Genomic DNA, 18240 nt, shown 5'->3' with positions numbered 1-18240 from the left:
CAGCGATTCGTTCCCTTCTGAGGTGCTTACGGCCGTTTTCTCAGAGAGTTCTCACGCGGAACGCGGGAAGTCGGCCTCGTACGCCGCGATCACCGCCTGGGTCCGGTCCCGCGCCCCCGTCTTGGCGAGGACGGACGCCACGTGCGTCTTCACCGTCGCCGCGCCCACGCCCATCCGGCCGGCGATCTCCGCGTTGGTCAGGCCCACCGCCATCAGCCGCAGCACCTCGCTCTCCTTGCCGGTGAGCCGCGCCACCCAATCGGGCGGCGCGGCCTTCGCGCGGCTGTGCTCGGCGGCCAGGGCGCGGACCGCGGCGGGGAAGAGCAGCGAGTCGCTGCGCGCGACGAGCCGGACCGCCTGGACGAGTTCGTCGGCGCGGGCCCGCTTGAGGAGGAAGCCGGCCGCCCCGGCGCGCAGCGCCTCGTACACGTAGGCGTCGTTCTCGAAGGTCGTCACGACGACGATGCGCGGCGGCCCTGACATGGTCCGCAGGATCTGCTCGGTGGCGCGGATGCCGTCGGTCTCCGGCATGCGGACGTCCATCAGGACCACGTCGGGCCGCACCTCCCGTACGACGGAGACCGCCTCGGCGCCCGTCGCCGCCTCCCCGGCCACCTCGATGCCCGGCTCGGCGGAGAGGATGGCGCGCAGCGCGGTGCGCACCATGCGCTCGTCGTCCGCGAGGACCACCCTTATGTCGTCGTTCGCCGTCATGGCTGTCCTTTCAGCGGAAGTCGTACGTCCAGTCGCCACGCGCCCCGCTGTGGTCCGGCCCGCGCCGTGCCGCCGAGCAGCCTGGCCCGGTCGGCGATGCCGCGCAGGCCGTGGCCGCCGCCGGGGCGGGAGGGGGCGGGGCGGGACGGCAGCGGGTTCTCGGCGGTGACGGTCAGGTCGGGGCCGTCCAGCGCGATGCGCAGGTCGACGGCGGTGCCCTCGCCGCCGTGCCGCAGCGCGTTGCTCAGGGCCTCCTGCACGATGCGGTAGGCCTCGCGGGAGACCAGCGGGGGCACGGCCCCGGCGTCCAGGTCCAGGGTGGCGCTCACCTTGAGGCCACCGGCCCCGGTCCGCCGCAGCAGGCCGGCCAGGTCGTCGGCGAGGGTGGGCGCGGGCGTCGTCGGACGGGCGCCGTCGGCCTCCCGCAGCACGCCGAGGACGGCGTCGAGTTCGCTCACCGTGCGCCGGGTGGTCTCCTCGATGGCGGCCAGGGCCTCCCGTACGAACTCCACGTCGTGGTCGAGGACCCGGCGGGCCGCGCCCGCCTGGAGCGTGACGGCGCTCAGCGCGTGGCCCACGGAGTCGTGCAGCTCGCGGGCGAGGCGGTTGCGCACGGCGAGGTCGGCGGCGCGCTGCTCCGCGGCGGCGAGCCGGTCGGCGGGCATCGGCCCCAGCAGGTCGGGCGCCCAGCGCGCCAGCAGGTGACCGGCGGCCGCCGCGCACGCCGCGAGCGCCGCCAGCGAGACGAGCCCGGCGACCGGCGAGAGCGCCAGCGCCCAGGGATCGCCGAACGCCTCGGGCAGCCCGGCGCGACCGCCTCCAAGGGCGACGAAGAACGGCAGCGCGATGAGGACGCCCGCGAACGGCGGCAGCGCGAGCGACATGCCGCTGATGACCCCGCCGAGGCCGAGGTGCAGCGTGAACCACGCGACGGTGCGGCCGCGGGCGGCCCGGGACCGGGCGGGCCCGTCGGCCAGCGAGTCGTCGGGCACCGCGCAGAGCGCCCGCACGGCCGCCACCGACATCGGCCGGGTCAGCGGGAAGAGCGCGGTGACGGCGGCGAGCGGCAACCCGACGGCGAACGCGGTGAGTTGCGCGCCGAACGAGCCGAAGATGCCGCTGTCGCCGAAGAGCGGCCCCACGATCACCGAGCCGACGAAGACGTACGGCATGGCGAGGGCGCCGCCGAGGATGAGGTGGACCCACCGGCGGCGCGCCCTGCGCCCGAACAGGACGGCGGCACCTCTCCTCACGCCGTCGTCCCGATGATCATCCGGACAGCGTAGGGCAGGTGTGGTGAGGAGGTCTCCGGCGTCATGTCTCGATCCTCCCGCCGGGGCGGGTCCGCGCACGTCCCGCGCGGGGCCGATCCGGCTCCGCCGCGCGGCGGAGGCTCAGCCGCCGTCCAGGACGAGGACCACCTCGTCGATCTCCGCCCCGCGCGCCGCGGCATAGCCGCGATCGTGGGCCGAGACGCGGAACCCGCACTTCTCCAGGACCCGGATCGAGCCCGCGTTGTCCGCCGCCGCGCGGGCGTACAGCGGACGCTCCCGCACCAGCGCGAGCAGGTCGCGCAGGGCGGCGGTGGCCAGGCCCCGCCCCCAGTACGCGCGGTCGATCCAGTACGTCACCTCGCGCTCGCCGGGCTCCCCGTACACCGCGACGTTGCCCACGACGTCCCCGTCGGCGAGGACCGTGCGGACGTCGACGTCCCGGGAGGCGCGCATCGTCGTCCAGTGCGCGGTGAAGCGGTCGTGGTCGGTGGGGTCCTCGGGCGTGAAGGCCGCCATGTGCCTGGACTCGGGATCGCTCATCTGCCGGAAGAACACCGGGAGATCGCTGTCGTGCACCGGGCGCAGGCTGACATCCATGGCTCAGATCCTACGAGTTGCCAGGGTCAGCCGGTCCCGGGCGTCGAACAGGGCGTCCTTGACCATCTGTTCGTGCGCGGGCGTCAGCCGCGCCACCGGCACCGAGCAGCTGATCGCGTCGCGCGCGGGCGTGCGGTAGGGGATGGCGACGCCGAAGCAGCGCAGCCCCAGCGTGTTCTCCTCGCGGTCCACCGCGAAGCCCTGCTCGCGCACCGCGTGCAGCTCCTCGATGAGCTTCTCGCGGTCGGTGATGGTGTGCTCGGTGAGCGCGGGCAGCGTCTCGGGGAGCATCTTGCGGACCTGCTCGTCGGTGTGGGTGGCGAGCAGCGCCTTGCCGAGCGAGGTGGAGTGCGCCGGCAGCCGGCGGCCGACCCGGGTGAAGGGCCGCAGATAGTGCTGCGACTGGCGGGTGGCGAGGTAGACGACGTTCGTGCCGTCGAGCCGCGCGAGGTGGATGGTCTCCGTGGTGTCGTCCGAGAGCCGGTCGAGCGTGGGCCGGGCGGCGGCCACCACCTCGTCGCCGTCGATGTACGACGTGCCGACGAGCAGGGCGCGCACGCCGATGCCGTACCGCGTGCCGGTCGCGTCCGTCTCCACCCAGCCCAGCTCGACCAGGGTGCGCAGCAGCATGTAGAGGCTCGACTTGGGGTATCCGACGGCCTCCTGGACCGCGGCCAGCGAGTGCATTCCGGGACGGCCCGCGAAGTACTCGAGCAATTCAACCGTCCGCACCGCGGACTTGACCTGCGCACCGCCTCCGGTCTCGCCAGCCGACATCGCCCTTGACCCCTTAGAACGCCGAGAAATAGTCTCCGAGTCCCCGTCCATTCACCGACGGAGACAGCGTTCAGCATATCGAACAGCCCTGGTGGATGGATACCTCCGGCAAGACCCGGCTAGAACCCGGCAAGACCCCTCATAAGACCCCTGGCAGTACCTCTGGAAAGGGAATCCGCGGTGGCAGCAGCACCAGTCTGGAGTGTCGACCCCCGAACCGGGAAGCAGCGCGAGCAGGTTGCGGTGGAAGCCACAGCCGAGGAGGTCGACCTGGCGGTCCGTGCCGCCAGGGACGCGGCGCCCGCGCTCGCCGACCGCGCGGTCCGCGCCGCCTTCCTGCGCACCGCCGCCGACCTGCTCGAAGAGGCCGGGGACCACCTGGTGGAGGCGGCCGACGCGGAGACCGCGCTCGGCCCCGTCCGCCTCACCGGCGAACTCGCCCGCACCTGCTACCAGTTGCGTGCCTTCGCCGGCATCGTCGACGAGGGCGCCTTCCTCGGCGTCGTCATCGACCACCCCGACGCCACGGCGACCCCGCCCATCCCCGACCTGCGCCGCTACAAGATCCCCCTCGGCGTCGTCGCGGTCTACTCCGCCTCCAACTTCCCCTTCGCCTTCTCCGTGCCCGGCGGCGACACCGCGAGCGCGCTGGCCGCGGGCTGCCCCGTCGTCGTCAAGGCCCACCCCGACCACCCGGGCTCCTCCGAACTGGTCGCCTCCGTGCTGCGCAGGGCCGCCGTCCGGCACGGCATCCCCGAGGGCGTCGTCGGCCTGGTGCACGGCTTCGAGGCGGGCGTCGAGCTCGTCAAGCACCCGCTGGTCGCCGGCGCCGGCTTCACCGGCTCCATCCGCGGCGGGCGGGCGCTCTTCGACGCGGCCGCCGCCCGGCCCGTGCCGATCCCCTTCCACGGTGAGCTCGGCTCCCTCAACCCCGTCGTCGTCACCGAGGCCGCGGCCGCCGAGCGCGGCGAGGAGATCGGCACCGGCCTCGCCGGGTCGATGACGCTCGGCGTCGGCCAGTTCTGCGTCAAGCCGGGCCTGGTCCTCGCGCCCGAGGGCGCCGGCGGCGACCGGCTGGTGAAGTCCCTCACCGAGGCGGTCAGCAACACCGGGTCGGGGGTCCTCCTCGACCACCGGATGCGGGACAACTTCGTCGCCGGGGTGCGCGAGCGCGCCCAACTCCCGGGCGTGGAAGCGCCGGTGACCCCCGGCGCGGGCGGCGAGCACACCGTCAGCGCGGGCTTCCTGACCGTCCCGGCCGCCCGCCTCGCCGCGGCGGGGGAGCACGACCTGCTCCTGGAGGAGTGCTTCGGCCCGGTCACCGTCGTCGCGCGGTACGCCGACGACGCCGAGATCACCGCCGTACTCTCCCGGCTGCCCGGCAACCTCACCGCCACCCTCCAGCTCTCCTCGCGGGAGGCGGCGGGGGAGAGCGGCCGGGGCGCCGAGCTGCTCGCCGAACTCACCCCGCTCGCCGGGCGCGTCCTCGTCGACGGCTGGCCCACCGGCGTCGCCGTCGCCCCCGCCCAGCACCACGGCGGCCCCTACCCCGCGACCACGTCGACCTCGACCTCCGTGGGCGGCACGGCCGTCGAACGCTGGCTGCGGCCCGTCGCGTACCAGAACACCCCCGAGGCCCTGCTCCCGCCGGAGCTGCGCGACGACAACCCACTGGGCCTGCCGCGCCGGTACGACGGGCGCCTGGAACACTGAGGCCATGGACGTCACCCTTCCCGAACTGCCCTTCCCGCTGCGCACGTACGGCCCCGACGGGCACTGGTCCCACGAGGACGGCGTGCTCACCGGCTGGGCGGGCCCGCGCCAGGACCGCTTCGTGCCGCCGACGGCCCGGGTCACGGAGCCGGCCTCCGACGCGCCCCGGCTCCTCGGGGCCCCCGAGGGTGACTTCCAGCTGATCGCCCGTGTCACGGTCGGCTTCGCCGCCGCCTTCGACGCGGGCGTGCTCTACCTCCACGTGGGCGAGCGGGAGTGGGCCAAGCTCTGCCTGGAGCGCTCCCCGGACGAGCCCACGGTCTGCACGGTCGTCACCCGCGGCCACTCCGACGACGCCAATGCCTTCGTGGTGGACGGCAGTTGCGCATGGCTGCGCATCAGCCGTACGGGCCCGGCGTTCGCCTTCCACGCGTCGACGGACGGCGAGCGGTGGACGTTCGTGCGGATCTTCTCGCTCGGCGACGAGGAGTCGGCGGCCGCCGCGCTGGTCGGCTTCATGGCGCAGTCGCCGGTCGGCGAGGGCTGCGTGGTGACGTTCGACCACATAGAGTTCCGCCCCAACTGGCCGAAGGGACTGCGGGACGGCTCCTAGCTCTGCCGGAGGGCGACGCGGGTGCCGGTGGCCGCCGCGCGTTCGATGGCGTCGAGCAGTCGCTGGCGCCGCAGCGCGTGCGCGAAGTCCGGTGCGGGCGAGTCGCCTTCGGCCGGGCCGGCGAGCATCCGGGCGTACTGCGCCCCTACGTTGTACGCGGGAAGTCCGCGCAGGTCGTCCAGTGCGGGGACGTCGAAGTACCGGCCCGGCACAGGGAGTTCGCGGACGGCCGGGTCCGCGCCGCGGGCGCCCCGCACGGTGAGCGCGGCCTGCTGCAGATGGCCGGAGTCCCCGGTGATCACCAGGTCGCCGTCCGTGCCGTTGATCTCCCAGTGGAAGTTCGTGCCACGGGAGAGGCCGCCGCGGAAGTGCGCCGAGGCGACGGCGCCCGAGTCGAGCCGCCCGCTCACCGCGATCTGGTCGTCGACGGTCATGGCGGCCGGGCGGCCCGTGCCCTCCTCGCGGACGACGGGGCGCCGGGTCGCCAGGGTCGCCGAGACCTCGGTGAACTCACCGATCACCATGGAGACGGCGTCGACGGTGTGCCCGAAGGGGATGGTCAGCATGGTCCCCCCGTTCCGCCTGTCCAGGAGATACTCCCCGGACGGCTCGAAGACGGGACCCCAGCGCCGCCCCGACGCGACCAGGCTGGTCGACAGGACCTCACCGACATACCCGTCGGCGACGAGATCGCGGAGGAACCGCACGGCGGGCGCCGAGCGGGCCTGCAGCCCCGCGAACGTCCGCACCCCCGCCTGCTCCGCGGCCGCCGCCAGCTCCTCGGCCTCGGCGAGACCATTGCCGAGCGGCCACTCCGACAGCACCGCCTTGCCCGCGCCGAGCGCGTCGAGGATCACCTCGCGGTGCAGCGGCACCCGCACGCTCACCACGACGAGATCGACTTCGTCGCTGCCGACGAGATCGGCGGCCGAGCCGAACGCCAGCGGCACCCCGTACTTCTCACCCGCGGCCCGCGCCGAGGCCTCACCGGAAGCGGCCAGGGCGCGCAGTTCGTAGCCGTCGAGACGGGCCAGGGCGGGGACGTGGGAGTGGGGTGCCCAGCCGCCGCGGGCGGAGAGACCGACGAGACCGACGCGGACGGGTGCGATGGTGGAGTTCATGAGCGGGACGCTAGGCGGGCAGCCCTGATCACCCGCAAGGGCCCCAACTATCTTTTGGAAACCATGACTGGTCAGACTGGAAACCATGAGTGGTCACCACCGTGAGGACACCCGGACCCGGCACGACATCTACGGCCTGCTCTGCCCCGGCCGCAAGGTTTTCGAGCTGCTCGTCCACAAGTGGACGGGTCTCGCCATCACCGCCCTGGCGGACGGCCCGCGCCGCTTCGGGGAGCTGCGCCGCAAGCTGGAGGGGGTCAGCCCCAAGGTGCTCACCCAGACCCTGCGCCGCCTGGAGGAGAACGGCCTCGTGACACGCACGGTCCACGCCGAGGTCCCGCCCCGCGTCGAGTACGAACTGACCGAGCTGGGCCGCGGCGCCCTGGAACCCCTCGCTCACCTGCGCACCTGGGTCAGGGCGAACACGGGCAGCTTCGCGGCCGCGGAGTCCCGGGCAGGGGAATGAGGCGTCTACCCTTGGCGGCGTTCATATGCACTCGAAAGGGCGTGACACATGGCTAGGGCCTCTGCGCGACACATCTTGGTCAAGACCGAGACGGAAGCGCTTCAGCTGAAGGAGCAGATCGAGGGCGGAGCGGACTTCGCCGAGCTGGCGAAGAAGCACTCCTCGTGCCCCTCGTCGAAGGACGGCGGGAACCTCGGCTCGTTCGGCCCGGGGCAGATGGTGCCCGAGTTCGACCAGGTCGTCTTCTCGGCCCCGGTCGGCGAGGTCCAGGGTCCGGTGAAGACCCAGTTCGGGATGCACCTCGTCGAGGTCACCAGCCGCCAGGACTGACGCGGCGTGCCGGGCCGCGCCGTCCAGGCGCGGCCCGCTTCCCGCCCAGGTCGGCGGGGGTACGGGAATGCACCGGTCCGTCCGGGTGTTCTCCCGGGAGCGGAGGCAGCCTCCGCACCGACCTGACGTACGACCTGAAGACAAGAGAGCCACACATGCGCGTCGAGATCTGGAGCGACATCGCCTGCCCTTGGTGCTACGTGGGCAAGGCCCGCTTCGAGAAGGCCCTCGCCGCCTTCCCGCACCGCGACGGCGTCGAGGTCGTGCACCGTTCCTTCGAGCTCGACCCCTCCCGCGCCAAGGGCGACACCGGGCAGGTCCTGCCCATGCTCATGCGGAAGTACGGCATGACCGAGGAGCAGGCCCGCGAGGGCGAGCGGCGGCTCGGCGAGAACGCCGCCGCCGAAGGCCTCGACTACCGCACCGAGGGTCGCGACCACGGCAACACCTTCGACATGCACCGCCTCCTGCACCTCGCCAAGGAGCGCGGCAGGCAGGACGAGCTGATCGGTCTCCTCTACCGCGCGAACTTCGCCGAGGAGCGGTCCGTCTTCGCGGACGACACCCGTCTCGTCGAGCTCGCCGTCGAGGCGGGCCTGGACGCGGACGAGGCGCGCACCGTCCTCGCCGACCCCGCCCGGTACGCCGACGACGTCCGTGCCGACGAGCGCGAGGCCGCCGAGCTGGGCGCGAACGGCGTGCCCTTCTTCGTCCTCGACCGCAAGTACGGCATCTCCGGTGCCCAGCCCGCCGAGGTCTTCGCGCAGGCCCTGGAGCAGGCGTGGGGCGAGCGCGCCCCGCTGACCACCCTCGCGGCCGACGCCGACGGCGGCGAGGCCTGCGGCCCCGACGGCTGCGCCGTTCCGCAGGGCTGAGCGGCCGCATAGGTTGATCCCCATGGAGACCATGGGGATCATCAACGGCACCGAATTCGCTCCCACGTCGACCTACCTGAACACCGCCGTCTGCGGCCTGCTGCCCCGCCGCGCCATCGAGGCGGTGCGGTCACTCGTGACCGAGAACGGCGAGGGACGGCAGGGCGGCGCGGGCGACTTCGCCGTCGTGGACGAGGCCAGGGCCGCCTTCGCCCGGCTCGTCGGCGTGGCGCCCGGCCGGGTCGCCGTCGGCACGTCGGTCGCGGTGCACGCCGGGCTGATCGCCGCCTCGCTGCCGTCCGGCGCCGAAGTCCTCCTCCCCGAGGGGGAGTTCGCGTCGATCGTCAACCCCTTCGTGCTCCGCGGCGACCTCAAGGTGCGGTACGCGCCGCTGGACGGACTCGCCGAGGCGATCACGCCGGCGACGGCGCTCGTGCCGTTCTCCGCCGTCCAGTCGGCCGACGGCAGGACCACCGACCTCGCCGGGATCCGTGCCGCGGCCGCCGCCCACGGCGCGCGCACGCTGCTGGACGCCACCCAGGCCGTGGGCTGGCTGCCGGTCGACGCGGGCGCCTACGACTACACGGTGACCGGCGCCTTCAAGTGGCTGCTCTGCCCGCGCGGCACCTCGTTCCTGACGGTACGGGAAGAGGCACAGGAGTCCCTGGTGCCGCTGCACGGCGGCTGGCTCGCGGCGGCGGACACCTGGCACTCCACGTACGGCCCGCTCCGCGAACTCGCCCCGGACGCTCACCGGTTCGACGAACCCACCGCCTTCCTCGCCTACCACGGCGCCGCCGCCGCGCTCGGCCTCGTCGAGGAGACCGGGATCGACGCCATCCACGTCCACGACACCGCGCTCGCCGCCCGCTACCGCGCGGGCCTCGCCGAACTGGGCCACGCCCCGGTGCCGGGCACGTCCCCCATCGTCTCGGTGCCGGAACTCGCCGACCGGGCACCCGAGCTGGCCCGGGCCGGCATCCTCACGTCGGCACGGGCGGGACACCTGAGGGCCACGTTCCACCTGTACAACACCGAGGCGGACGTGGACCGGCTCCTGGACGTCCTCTCCGGCTGAGGTCTGGCGCGGCGGGCCACGGGGCGCCAGTCTTGGCAGGACCAGAAGGCCGCGCGAGGTGGTGGTGCCGGTGGAGCCGTCCTTCGAGGAGCCGCCCGCCGGGGGGCCCGCCGACGCCGAACTGCGCCGGCGGCTCATCTACGGCGAGGAGGCCGCCCTCGCCGAGGCCTACGCCGCGTACGGCACCCTCGTCCACCGCGTCGCCGTGCGGGTCACCCGCGACCGCGCGGCCGCCGCCGACGTCACGCAGCAGGTCTTCGCCCACCTGTGGACCAGGCCCTACGCCTTCGACACGCGCCGCGGCAGCCTGCGCGCCCGGCTCTCGATGCTCGCCCACCGGCGCGCCGTGGAGTGGGTGCGCGGCGAGGAGCGCCACCCCAAGAGCGCCCACCCCGACGAGAGCGCCCCGCGGCAGGCCCCCGGCTCCCCCGGCCCGGACGAGACCAGCGTGGAGCAGGAGCGCTCCCTGCTGCTGCACTCCGCCCTTGCCCGGCTGCCGCTCCCCCAGCAGGAGGCGGTGCACCTCGCCTACTTCGCCGGACGCACGTACCGCCAGGCCGCCGTCGAGCTGGGCATCCCCGACGAGGTCGCGAAGAGCTGCCTGAGGGCGGCCCTGCGCGCCCTCGCCGAGACCCTCGCGGACCCGCCTCTCCGGGGGGACCGGCGATGACGGCCGCCCGCCACGAGGCGGTACGCGAACTGCTCGGCGCCTGGGCCCTGGACGCCCTGACGCCGGGGGACGGCGCCGAGGTCGGGCGGCACCTCGACGAAGGGTGCGCGGCCTGCGCCGCCGAGGCCGCGCGGCTGCGGGCCACGGTCCGGCACCTGGACGGCCCCGCCCTGCCCGGGACGGCACCGGACGGCGGGAACCCGGCGGCACACGGCCTCCTGCTCGCCCTGCGCAGCCGCGCCCCCGCCCTGCGCACCGCCCCGCACGCCGCGCCCTACGCCGCGACGGTCGCCGGACTCCAGGCACTGCTGGGGGAGTTGACCGACGAAAGCGCCTGGCGGACACCCGTCGGGCACGGCAGAAACGTGCACGACACCGTCGCCCGCCTCATCGCCGCCGACGAACCGCTCGCCCGCCACCTGGGCCTCGGCCCACCCGCACACGCGTCCGGCACCCGCGCCCCGGACGGCCCCCGCGCCCCGGACGGCACGTCATCGCGTACGGCGGGGGAGACGCGCACCTGCGAGGTGATCCGCCGCGAGCGGGCCCGCACCCCCGCGCGGACCGTCTCCGCGTGGCGCGCCCAGGCCGCCGGGCTGCTCTCCTCGCGGGCCGCCCACGACACGGAGCACGCTGCCCGCGCCACGGTGCTCGCGGGCCTGCGCCTGCCCGTCGCCGACCACTTCCTGACCCGGGCCTTCGACACGTGGATGCACGCCGACGCCATCGGCGACGCCCTCGACCGCGCCGTACCCCCGCCGCCGGCCCCGCACCTGTGGCAGCTCGTGCGGCTGGCGATCCGGCTCCTCGGCACGGCCCTCGGCCCGCAGGCGCCGCCCGTCGCGCTCACCGTCGCCGGGGAGGGCGGCGAGAGCGAGTGGGTGCTGGGCAGCGCGGACGATCCGGTGCGGGCCGAACTCGTCCTCGCCCCGGTCGACTTCTGCCTGCTGGTGGGCGGCCGCCGCGCGCCGGACCGGGTGCCGCAGGGCACGGCGGGCGACGAGTCCGCGGCCCGCCGGGTACTGGTCAGGGCGGCGACGCTGACGCGCCCGTAGGCGGGAGGACCACAGGGCGCGAAGCCGCGTACACCACGAAGACGTCCCGGACCGCGGGGGAGCCGGGGAGCGACGGAGGGACGGGGGAAGGAGGGGGGGCGAACGGCGGGTCAGTCGCGTCCCTTGCGCTCCGGGCAGTCCTCGGTCTCCTTGCAGAGGTTCGTCTCGACCTTGGCGAGCAGCCGGGCCAGGTCGGCGCGCTCCGTCTCGTCCAGGCCGGCCAGCGTATGGCCCTCCAGCTCGCCCCAGGCGCGCTCCACCGCGGCCAGCAGGCCGCAGCTGGCCGCGCTGGCCTCGACGAGGACCGCGCGCCGGTCGGCCGGGTCGGGGCGGCGCCGCACGTGGCCCGACTGTTCGAGGCGCTGCAGCATCTTCGTGACGGTCGAGGGGTCGAGGTCGACCGCCTTGATCAGCTCCGCCTGCCGCACCGGGCCCGCCTCCCACAGGTGCATCATCACGAACTCCTGGCCGGGGTAGAGCCCGAGCCCCTTGAGGGCCTTGCCGGCGGCGATGCGGTGCAGCCGGGCCACCCGGCTGACGGTGAGACTGACGGGTCCCGCCGCGGCGACACCGGACGCCCCGGGCATACAGACGGGGTCGGCCGTGGCCTCCTGCGCGGTGTCGGCCTGCATCTCGAGCTCCTGTCGCTCACCGGACCTGTGGTGGAAGACGTCCTTCGCAAGACGTCTGGTGAAACTTTACCTTGGTCGGCCAAGAAATGGGTTACAGTGTCGCTCGTCCGATTGATTGGCCGACCACATAAACCCGTCCGGGAGTCAACGATGACCACCGCGTTCGATCCGATCGACCTGTCCGGCAAGCAGCTCCGCAGCCGCATCGCCATGTCCCCGATGACCCGCAGCCGCGCGGGTGAAGGCGGTGTCCCCACTGATCTGACCGTCGAGTACTACACCCAGCGCTCCTCCGCCGGACTGATCGTGACCGAGGCGATCCAGCCTTCTGTGGTCGGCCAGGGTTATCCGGATACGCCGGGCCTGCACACCACCGAGCAGGTCGCCGCCTGGCGCAAGGTCACCGATGCCGTGCACGCGGCGGGCGGCACGATCTTCGCCCAGCTCATGCACGCCGGCCGCGTCGGTCACCCGAGCCTGCTCCCCGACGGCCTGGTCAACGTCGCCCCCTCGCCCGTCGCGGCCGAGGGGCAGGTCTACACCGCCGAGGGCCTCAAGGACTTCATCACGCCGCGCGAGCTGACCGGCGCCGAGGTCCGCGCCACCATCGGCGACCACGTCACGGCCGCCCGCAACGCCATCGACGCGGGCTTCGACGGCGTCGAACTGCACGGCGCCAACGGCTATCTGATCCACCAGTTCCTCGCGCCCGGCTCCAACCACCGCACCGACGAATGGGGCGGCTCCGTGGAGAACCGCAACCGCTTCGCCGTCGAGGTGGCCTCGGCCGTCGCCGAGGAGATAGGCGCCCACCGCACCGCCATCCGCCTCTCTCCCGGCAACCCGGCCAACGGCATCTCCGAGCCCGACCCGGAGCCCGCCTACACCGCGCTCGCCAAGGAACTCGGCGCCCTCGGCCTCGCGTACCTGCACGTGATGGAGGTGGACGGGGTGCGCGACCTGGTCGAACGGATCCGCAAGGAGTTCGGCGGCACGTTCGTCCTCAACCCGTACACCGAGGGCCCCACCGATCACGCGGCGCTCGCCCTGGTCGAGGACGGCACCGCCGACATCATCACCTTCGGCGCGCTGTTCCTCGCCAACCCCGACCTGCCCACCCGGCTGCGCACCGAAGGCCCGTACAACGAGCCGGACCGGGCGACGTTCTACGGCGGCACCGAGAAGGGCTACACGGACTACCTGCCGCTGTAACCGGAACGCGCCCGCACGCACGACGAGCCGGCCCGGCACCCACGGGGGGTGCCGGGCCGGCTCGCTCGGCGCGCTACCTCACCGGATGGGGGTGAAGTCCCGCGCCCCGATGTACTCGGGCCGGCGCACCGGCGCGGCGAACGGCTCCACCGCCGTGTTCTCCACGCTGTTGAACACGATGAAGACGTTGCTGCGCGGGTACGGGGTGATGTTGTCCCCCGAGCCGTGCATGGCGTTGCAGTCGAACCACGTGGCCGACCCGGCCTCGCCCGTGAACAGGCGGATGCCGTAGTCCGACGCGAGGTGCGTGAGCGTCTCGTTCGACGGGATGCCCGCGTCCTGCATCTGCAGCGAACGCTTGTAGTTGTCCTTCGGCGTGGCGCCCGCGCAGCCGAGGAACGTCTTGTGCGACCCCGGCATGATCATGAGGCCGCCGTTGGTCTCGTAGTTCTTCGTCAGCGCGATGGAGACGGAGACGGTCCGCATGTTGGGCAGGCCGTCCTCCGCGTGCCACGTCTCGAAGTCCGAGTGCCAGTAGAAACCGGAGGCGCCGAAGCCCGGCTTCACGTTGATCCGGGACTGGTGGACGTACACGTCCGAGCCCAGGATCTGCCGCGCCCTGCCGACGACGCGCGGGTCCGCGGCCAGCTTGGCGAAGAGCTCACTGATCTTGTGCACCTCGAAGATCGACCGGATCTCCTGGGAGCGCGGCTCGACGATGGAGCGGTCGTCCGCACGCATCGTCGGATCGTTGATGAGCCGCTCCAACTCGCCGTGGTAGACGCTCACTTCGTCCGGGGTGATCAACTGGTCGATCGCCAGGAAACCGTCCCGCTCGAACCCGGCCAGATCCCCGGCCGTGATCGGCCCCTCTGCCCCCGGCTCGGACCACACGACGGGGTCCTTGCGCTCGATCAGCACCTCTTCGGCGCCTCGCGTCGGGTACAGGTCACTGGTGCGTTCGGGTGCGGTGGTCATGGTGTTGCCTGCCTCTCCTCTCGTACGGCCCTGTTCGGGATGTAGGTGGGCGTCAGTCCGCGTCCGGCTCCGTGAGCAGCGGGTACACGCCGTTCTCGTCGTGGTCCTCACGTCCCGTGACGGGCGGGTTGAAGACACACAGGCAGTGGAAGTCCTCCTTGATCCGCATGGTGTGCTTCTCGTGCCCGTCGAGCAGGTACATCGTGCCCGGCGTGATCGTGTACTTCTCGCCGGTCGTGTCGTCGGTCAGCTCGGCCTCACCCTTGGTGCAGACGACGGCCTCGATGTGGTTCGCGTACCACATCGACGTCTCCGTACCCGCGTACAGGATGGTCTCGTGCAGCGAGAAGCCGACGCGCTCCTTGGCGAGGACGATGCGCTTGCTCTCCCAGGTACCCGAAGCGGCCTTCACATGCCGGTCGGTGCCTTCAATGTCCTTGAACGAACGGACGATCACGGTGAGTTGGTTCCTTTTCTCTTACGGTGCCGGGGGGCTCGGTCGACGCTCTCAGGCGGTCTCGCGTACCGCGCGGGCCAGCGTGCGCAGCCCCTCGTCCAGCTCCTCGGGGGTGATGGTCAGCGCCGGAAGGAGCTTGACGACCTCACCCTCGGGGCCGGAGGTCTCGATGAGCAGGCCCAGTTCGAAGGCCCGCTTGGCGACGGCGCCCGCCCGGTCCTTGTCGAGGAACTCGATGCCCCAGACCAGGCCGCGGCCGCGGAACTCCTTGATCTCGGAGCGGTTCTCCTCGACGATCGCGGCCAGCGCCTGCTCGACCTGCTCGCCGCGGGCGCGGGTCTGCTTCTCCATCGCGGAGCCGTCGGTCCAGTAGGTCTCCAGGGCGGCGGCGGCCGTCACGAAGGCGGGGTTGTTGCCGCGGAAGGTGCCGTTGTGCTCGCCCGGCTCCCAGACGTCGAGCTCCGGCTTGAACATGCACAGGGACATCGGCATGCCGTAGCCGCTGATGGACTTCGACACCGTGACGATGTCCGGCGTGATGCCCGCCTCCTCGAAGGAGAAGAAGGCGCCGGTGCGGCCGCAGCCCATCTGGATGTCGTCGACGATCAGGAGCATGTCCCAGCGCTCGCAGACGTCGGCGAGCTTGCGCAGCCACTCGGCGCGGGCGACGTTGATGCCGCCCTCGCCCTGCACCGTCTCGACGATCACGGCGGCGGGCTGGTTGAGGCCGGAGCCCTGGTCCTCGAGGAGGCGCTCGAACCAGATGAAGTCGGGGGTCTGCCCGTCCAGGTAGTTGTCGAACGGCATCGGGGTGCCGTGCACCAGCGGGATGCCGGCGCCGGCGCGCTTGAACGCGTTGCCGGTCACCGCGAGCGAGCCGAGCGACATGCCGTGGAAGGCGTTGGTGAAGGACACGATCGACTCGCGGCCCTTGACCTTGCGCGCCAGCTTCAGCGCGGCCTCGACGGCGTTGGTGCCCGTCGGGCCCGGGAACATGACCTTGTACGGGAGGTCACGCGGGCGCAGGATGATGTTCTGGAACGACTCCAGGAAGGCGCGCTTGGCGGACGTCGACATGTCCAGGCCGTGCACGACGCCGTCGCGCTCCAGGTAGTCGATGAGCGCGCGTTTCAGGACCGGGTTGTTGTGGCCGTAGTTGAGTGAACCGGCACCGGCGAAGAAGTCGAGGTACTCGTGGCCGTCCTCGTCGTACATGCGGCTGCCCTGCGCGCGGTCGAAGACCGTAGGCCAACCGCGGCAGTAGCTGCGCACCTCCGACTCCAGGGTCTCGAAGACGCTCAGGTCGGGCTGGGTGATGGTCACAGCGAATCTCCTGGGAGATGGAAAGGCGTGGGAGTGGGGGGTTGCGGACGTGCGGGGGGAGCGAAGTTCAGGGGGCGATCGGCTCAGGGCCCGATCGGACCGATGCGGTAGAGCACCTCTGGCTCATGCCCGTCATCAGGGAAAAGACCCGCGTCGAAGAGGACCTTCCGCTCGACCGACGCGCCGTGGCGCCGCGCGTAGGAGAGGAACAGGCGCTCGGAAGCGGTGTTTCCCGGCGTGATGGTCGTCTCGACCGTGGTCAGCGCGCGCCCGGCGGCGACCTTCGCGGTCAGCCCGTCGAGCAGTGCGCCGGCCAGGCCGCGGCCGCGCTGTGCGTGATCGACGGCCACCTGCCAGACCAGCAGGGTGTCCGGGCGCTCGGGACGGATGTAGCCGGTGATGAAACCGGCCGGCTCGCCGTCGGCGCCACGGGCCACCACGGAGGTCGCCGCGAAGTCGCGGCACCACAGCAGGTAGCTGTACGAAGAGTTCAGGTCCAGCACCTTGGAGTCGCGGGCGATACGCCAGATGGCGGCGCCGTCAGCGACAGCGGGGCTGTCGAGTCGCAGCCCCTCCGGCATTTCCAGGAATTTCGCTTGCAGGTCGGTCGGTAGATCGGCTTGTGCAGCGGTCATGCGGATTGAATTTACCGAGCAATTTCTTGAATTGCATCGGGGGGAGGGGTTACGCCGAGGCCTCTCATGTGTTATCGCGCGTAGGTGCGCGCCCGCATGAAGCTCTTGCGTTATGTCCGAGTTTGACCTGGAAATTCAGCGCAAAAAGGTCGCGGTGTGGAGTACGTCACATGGTAGAGACCATTCCGGACGACGTCCGAATTGGGGTGATTCGCGCTGTCGAAATCTTAGTGTTTAGCTTCCGGGAAAGCGGGCAGAAGAATACGGGAAGCTGTGCTGATAAAGAATTCGTGAGAATGCGCGGATGAATTGGCTGACGACGCCCGGCGGGCGCATTAAAGGCGCGCCCTATTCACGTTCCCGTCATGCCGTCGATGCGTTCCCGCAAGAGATCCGCGGGGCCGTCGTGCCGCGCGTCCCCCTCGATCGGAGTCCGGTCCAGGGGCGCGATGCGGCGGCCGTCCACAAGCGTGGTCATGGCAGGTGCGGTGCCATGACGGGACGGGCCGCCGCACGGGTTCCACCCCGGACGGGGTGTTCGGCGGTGGAAGGGGTTGTCGTGGCGTCAGGTGCGCCGTCCGGTCAGCGCCACGCCTCCGTGACCGCGCGGCGGGCCGCCTCCAGGTCCACGGTGAGGCCGGCCTCGCTCATCGCGGCGCCCAGCGCGGCGACGCACGCGTGGACCACGCCACGGGTCGCGTCGGGGCCGTAGTGGTTGACCCGGATCATCTCCTTGGCCAGCGCGCCGCCCCCGGCGACCAGCGGGAGCACCGGGTCCGCGGCGAGCGCCCGGGCCACCAGCTCCGAGGCGTCCGTGCCCGACGGCGCCCGCAGGGTGGTGGCGACCGGCGCCGCGTCCGCCGCCTCGTGCACGTACGGCGCAAGGCCCCCGCCCAGCGCGAGCGCGCCCGCCCGGGTGGCGGCCGCGGCGGTGGCGTGCCGCGCCATCACGGCGTCCAGGCCCTCCGACTCGATGCGCTCCACGCACGCCTCGAGCGCCAGCATCTCCAGCTGGGCGGGCGCGTGCAGCAGGGCCTTGCGGCCGCCGTCGATCCAGCGCTCCTTCCAGTCGAGGAGCGAGAGGTAGGAGCGGCGCGGCGCCTGCGGGTTGGCGGCGATGCGCTGCCAGGCCCGCTCGCTCACCGACACCGCGGAGACGCCCGCAGGGCCGCCCATCGCCTTCTGCGCGCCGATCACGCACAGGTCCACGCCCCACGCGTCCGGCAGCAGCGGTTCGGCGGCCACCGAGGCGACCGCGTCCAGCATGAAGAGCGCGCCGTGCTCGCGGACGACCTCGCCGATCTCCGCGACCGGGTTGGTGTTGCCCGTCGCGGCCTCGGCGTGCACCAGCGAGACGAAGTCGATCTCCGGGTGCCCGGCGAACGCCTCACGCACCTGATCGGCGGTGACCGCGGTGTGGAAGGGCACGGCGAGGTCGATCACGGTCGCGCCGCAGTCCCGCAGCCAGTTGCCGAAGGTCTGTCCGTACGGCCCGGTGATGACGTTCAGCGCGGTCGTGCCCGGCCGCGCGGCACCCCGGATGCACCCCTCCAGGGGCAGCAGCGCCTCGCCCTGCATGATCACGACGTCCTGCTCGGTGCCGAGCAGCCGGGCGACCCGCGCCTCGATGGCGGCGAAATGCCGGGCGCTCAGCGGCGCCAGGTCCAGAAAGGGGTGCGTCACAGTACTGCTCACGTCGCTGGTCACGTCGCTGCTCACT

General features: G+C 72.5%; 21 protein-coding genes. 9 read left to right on the top strand and 12 right to left on the bottom strand.

Annotation, left to right across the window (positions count from 1 at the left end):
- Positions 1-51 precede the first annotated feature (51 nt).
- From ACZ7DY_RS31045 to ACZ7DY_RS31030, 4 genes are all read right to left on the bottom strand, one after another.
- Complete coding sequence (locus ACZ7DY_RS31045) at positions 52-714, bottom strand: response regulator transcription factor (protein ID WP_471141171.1); 663 nt, start codon at positions 712-714, stop codon at positions 52-54.
- On the bottom strand, positions 711-1967 hold the full coding sequence (locus ACZ7DY_RS31040; RefSeq protein WP_471141168.1) for a sensor histidine kinase: 1257 nt from the start codon (positions 1965-1967) through the stop codon (positions 711-713). Before ACZ7DY_RS31040 ends, ACZ7DY_RS31045 begins: the two co-directional genes overlap by 4 nt.
- 141 nt (positions 1968-2108) lie before the next feature.
- Positions 2109-2585 (bottom strand): GNAT family N-acetyltransferase, encoded by a 477-nt coding sequence (locus ACZ7DY_RS31035; RefSeq protein ID WP_471141165.1) that lies wholly within the window; start codon positions 2583-2585, stop codon positions 2109-2111.
- A 3-nt stretch (positions 2586-2588) separates the two neighbouring features.
- Complete coding sequence (locus ACZ7DY_RS31030; RefSeq protein ID WP_471141163.1) at positions 2589-3362, bottom strand: IclR family transcriptional regulator; 774 nt, start codon at positions 3360-3362, stop codon at positions 2589-2591.
- Positions 3363-3542: 180 nt separating this feature from the next.
- On the opposite strand from ACZ7DY_RS31030, the gene ACZ7DY_RS31025 reads away from it, so the two are divergent.
- Together ACZ7DY_RS31025 and ACZ7DY_RS31020 are read left to right on the top strand one after the other, a co-directional pair.
- Positions 3543-5075: an aldehyde dehydrogenase (NADP(+)) gene (locus ACZ7DY_RS31025; RefSeq protein ID WP_471141160.1), complete on the top strand. Its 1533-nt coding sequence runs from the start codon at positions 3543-3545 to the stop codon at positions 5073-5075.
- A 4-nt stretch (positions 5076-5079) separates the two neighbouring features.
- Entirely contained in the window at positions 5080-5688 is a 609-nt protein-coding gene (locus ACZ7DY_RS31020; RefSeq protein ID WP_471141157.1) for a DUF1349 domain-containing protein, read from the top strand.
- Here ACZ7DY_RS31020 and ACZ7DY_RS31015 read toward each other — a convergent pair.
- The gene (locus tag ACZ7DY_RS31015; protein WP_471141154.1) at positions 5685-6809 is read right to left on the bottom strand and encodes a Gfo/Idh/MocA family protein; all 1125 of its coding nucleotides are present in this window, start codon (positions 6807-6809) and stop codon (positions 5685-5687) included. The two genes, ACZ7DY_RS31020 and ACZ7DY_RS31015, sit on opposite strands and share 4 nt — an antisense overlap.
- An 85-nt stretch (positions 6810-6894) precedes the next feature.
- On the opposite strand from ACZ7DY_RS31015, the gene ACZ7DY_RS31010 reads away from it, so the two are divergent.
- From ACZ7DY_RS31010 to ACZ7DY_RS30985, 6 genes are all read left to right on the top strand, one after another.
- A complete protein-coding gene (locus ACZ7DY_RS31010) occupies positions 6895-7275 on the top strand; it encodes a winged helix-turn-helix transcriptional regulator (protein ID WP_471141151.1) in 381 nt (126 codons plus the stop codon).
- A 48-nt stretch (positions 7276-7323) separates the two neighbouring features.
- Positions 7324-7605 carry a peptidylprolyl isomerase gene (locus ACZ7DY_RS31005; RefSeq protein ID WP_471141149.1) on the top strand — a complete coding sequence of 94 codons (282 nt, stop codon included), beginning with the start codon at positions 7324-7326 and terminating at the stop codon, positions 7603-7605.
- 155 nt (positions 7606-7760) lie between these two features.
- Positions 7761-8480 (top strand): DsbA family oxidoreductase, encoded by a 720-nt coding sequence (locus ACZ7DY_RS31000; RefSeq protein ID WP_471141146.1) that lies wholly within the window; start codon positions 7761-7763, stop codon positions 8478-8480.
- A 22-nt stretch (positions 8481-8502) separates the two neighbouring features.
- Complete coding sequence (locus ACZ7DY_RS30995; protein ID WP_471141143.1) at positions 8503-9558, top strand: aminotransferase class V-fold PLP-dependent enzyme; 1056 nt, start codon at positions 8503-8505, stop codon at positions 9556-9558.
- A 58-nt stretch (positions 9559-9616) separates the two neighbouring features.
- Positions 9617-10228 (top strand): RNA polymerase sigma factor, encoded by a 612-nt coding sequence (locus ACZ7DY_RS30990; RefSeq protein WP_471141141.1) that lies wholly within the window; start codon positions 9617-9619, stop codon positions 10226-10228.
- Entirely contained in the window at positions 10225-11283 is a 1059-nt protein-coding gene (locus tag ACZ7DY_RS30985; protein ID WP_471141139.1) for a maleylpyruvate isomerase family mycothiol-dependent enzyme, read from the top strand. Before ACZ7DY_RS30990 ends, ACZ7DY_RS30985 begins: the two co-directional genes overlap by 4 nt.
- Before the next feature lie 110 nt (positions 11284-11393).
- Here ACZ7DY_RS30985 and ACZ7DY_RS30980 read toward each other — a convergent pair whose 3' ends face one another.
- Positions 11394-11870 (bottom strand): MarR family winged helix-turn-helix transcriptional regulator, encoded by a 477-nt coding sequence (locus ACZ7DY_RS30980; protein ID WP_471141911.1) that lies wholly within the window; start codon positions 11868-11870, stop codon positions 11394-11396.
- A gap of 195 nt (positions 11871-12065) precedes the next feature.
- Here ACZ7DY_RS30980 and ACZ7DY_RS30975 point away from each other — a divergent pair, with 195 nt between their 5' ends.
- Positions 12066-13127 carry an alkene reductase gene (locus ACZ7DY_RS30975; RefSeq protein ID WP_471141136.1) on the top strand — a complete coding sequence of 354 codons (1062 nt, stop codon included), beginning with the start codon at positions 12066-12068 and terminating at the stop codon, positions 13125-13127.
- A 78-nt stretch (positions 13128-13205) separates the two neighbouring features.
- Here the strand turns inward: ACZ7DY_RS30975 and thpD are convergent, their stop codons facing one another.
- From thpD to ACZ7DY_RS30945, 6 genes are all read right to left on the bottom strand, one after another.
- Complete coding sequence (gene thpD / locus ACZ7DY_RS30970; protein WP_471141134.1) at positions 13206-14105, bottom strand: ectoine hydroxylase; 900 nt, start codon at positions 14103-14105, stop codon at positions 13206-13208.
- Positions 14106-14157: 52 nt separating this feature from the next.
- Entirely contained in the window at positions 14158-14562 is a 405-nt protein-coding gene (locus tag ACZ7DY_RS30965) for an ectoine synthase (protein ID WP_362335612.1), read from the bottom strand.
- 51 nt (positions 14563-14613) lie between these two features.
- On the bottom strand, positions 14614-15885 hold the full coding sequence (gene ectB, locus ACZ7DY_RS30960; protein WP_471141132.1) for a diaminobutyrate--2-oxoglutarate transaminase: 1272 nt from the start codon (positions 15883-15885) through the stop codon (positions 14614-14616).
- A gap of 83 nt (positions 15886-15968) precedes the next feature.
- The gene (gene ectA / locus ACZ7DY_RS30955) at positions 15969-16520 is read right to left on the bottom strand and encodes a diaminobutyrate acetyltransferase (RefSeq protein ID WP_471141129.1); all 552 of its coding nucleotides are present in this window, start codon (positions 16518-16520) and stop codon (positions 15969-15971) included.
- 352 nt (positions 16521-16872) lie between these two features.
- The gene (locus tag ACZ7DY_RS30950; RefSeq protein ID WP_471141127.1) at positions 16873-16998 is read right to left on the bottom strand and encodes a hypothetical protein; all 126 of its coding nucleotides are present in this window, start codon (positions 16996-16998) and stop codon (positions 16873-16875) included.
- Between the two features lie 104 nt (positions 16999-17102).
- Entirely contained in the window at positions 17103-18203 is a 1101-nt protein-coding gene (locus tag ACZ7DY_RS30945; protein ID WP_471141909.1) for a pyridoxal-phosphate-dependent aminotransferase family protein, read from the bottom strand.
- Positions 18204-18240 lie beyond the last annotated feature (37 nt).

The sequence above is a fragment of the Streptomyces sp. NPDC037013 genome, from assembly GCF_055607265.1.
This window is presented reverse-complemented; position numbering and strand designations above follow the sequence as displayed.